Here is a 1,632-nt window from a genome sequence, read left to right as displayed (position 1 = left end):
TAAGAATGGTAAGAACGATGAGTTATGCAGCAGATGTAAATATCGGTGGCATGGCTATGTAAAACTAAAAAACGCCTTATTTTAAAGTAGCTATGTCACTGTTTTTTGCAAATTTTGTTATTTATTTAACTCCTAATAATATTAAATATAAAGCTAAAAAAATCCCGAAGGGATGTAAGGGTTATAGATAAATGATTAATAGTCAATAATTTTTAACCCCGACGGGGTGGAATTATATCACCCCGTCGGGGTTAAAAATCCATTTTATGGACAATTTGCTATAATCATTGCACTCCTTCGGAGTTGGAAGCCTAAGAATGGTAAGAACGATGAGTTATGCAGCAGATGTAAATATCGGTGGCATGGCCATGTAAAACTAAAAAACGCCTTATTTTAAGATAAACATATCACCAATATTTTGAAAGTAACTCTTATTGTGGATGAAATTTTAGTAAGCAAGGAAAAAAACTTCAAAATGCTTGCATAATGAATTTTTTAAAACTTACTTTGCATTACAAAGTTCTTTTTAAGGTATGCAATCGAATCAAATTAAAGTATTTTTCAGAATCAGCCGAGCCACCTTGAGTTTGGCTTTGCTTTCGGCATTGTGCTGCTTGTTATTGATTATCAGGGCGGTGCAGACCGAGCAGCTTCGAGGGCTGTTTCTACTCTGGAATCTTTTCTTGGCTTGGATGCCTCTGTTCTTTGCTCTTGTTGCACGCCGTTTATCTTCTTCAGTAACTATTAGCAAATCAAAGCAAACTCTGATTTTGGTGAATTTGGGTTTGTGGTTGCTTTTCTTTCCGAATGCTCCTTACTTGATTACTGATTTGATACACTTAGGCGAATATGAAAGACACATTTTATGGTTCGATACAGTAGGTTTTTTTGTTGCGGCTTTGGCGGGGGTTTGTACGGGTTTATATTCTTTACAAGTTACACATCAGGTACTTAATCAATTCGTTAGCAATACTTTAGCATGGTTTATTATTGCGGCAAGTATCGTGTTATCAGGTTTTGGTTTGTATCTTGGGCGTTTCGTGCGGTTTAATAGTTGGGATTTATTCACGAATCCATTTTATTTATTTCGAAAATCGTTTCAAGAATTACAAAACCCATTGGCTATTCAAACAACGCTGGTTTTTACCTTGGTGGTATCGGTATTATATGTTTCGATGCTCATTTTAATTCCGAATCGTGATGCAAATCTTAAAAATGCTGCGTAGTTTTCGTCATGCTTTTGCGGGGCTTCGATTTCTGATGGAGGAAAACAATGCAAGATTTCATGTGTTTGTTGGCGTAATCGTGTTGTTGACAGGGTTTTATTTGAAACTTTCAGCCATCGAGTGGACAATTATTATTACCCAAATTGGTTTGGTTTTGGTCGTAGAAACACTCAATACGGCTATCGAAAAACTTTGTGATTTTGTATCGCCCGAATACCACCAACTAATCGGAAAAGTAAAAGATTTAGCCGCTGCCGCAGTATTGATTATGTCGATTGTTGCGGTTATTGTCGGAATTATCATATTTTTGCCGAAAGTTTTCGGAATAAATGACTTATTCATTCATTCACTCATTCACTCATTCAATCATTAGTAATGAACGAACATCTCGAAAATCTAAAAGAAA

Annotated in this window: 2 protein-coding genes; both read left to right on the top strand. The window is 35.8% G+C overall.

All coding sequences use genetic code 11. From position 1 onward, the window contains the following. The first annotated feature begins 533 nt into the window (after window positions 1-533). Window positions 534-1,226: a DUF1361 domain-containing protein gene (locus ACOVO2_RS23690; RefSeq protein WP_421770903.1), complete on the top strand. Its 693-nt coding sequence runs from the start codon at window positions 534-536 to the stop codon at window positions 1,224-1,226. Continuing rightward, window positions 1,216-1,599, top strand: coding sequence for a diacylglycerol kinase family protein (locus ACOVO2_RS23685; protein ID WP_421772349.1), 384 nt, complete (start codon window positions 1,216-1,218; stop codon window positions 1,597-1,599). Before ACOVO2_RS23690 ends, ACOVO2_RS23685 begins: the two co-directional genes overlap by 11 nt. Window positions 1,600-1,632 lie beyond the last annotated feature (33 nt).

Origin of the sequence: Emticicia sp. (genome assembly GCF_049241225.1) — a bacterium.
Lineage (GTDB): Bacteria > Bacteroidota > Bacteroidia > Cytophagales > Spirosomataceae > Emticicia.
Note: the sequence above shows the minus strand (reverse complement) of the source record. Positions and strands in the feature narration are given on the sequence as shown.

Bases quoted from the DNA above. Each gene is read 5' to 3' on its own strand.
- ACOVO2_RS23690 (WP_421770903.1), top strand. From the start codon at position 534: ATGCAATCGAATCAAATTAAAGTATTTTTCAGAATCAGCCGAGCCACC.
- ACOVO2_RS23685 (WP_421772349.1), top strand. From the start codon at position 1,216: ATGCTGCGTAGTTTTCGTCATGCTTTTGCGGGGCTTCGATTTCTGATG.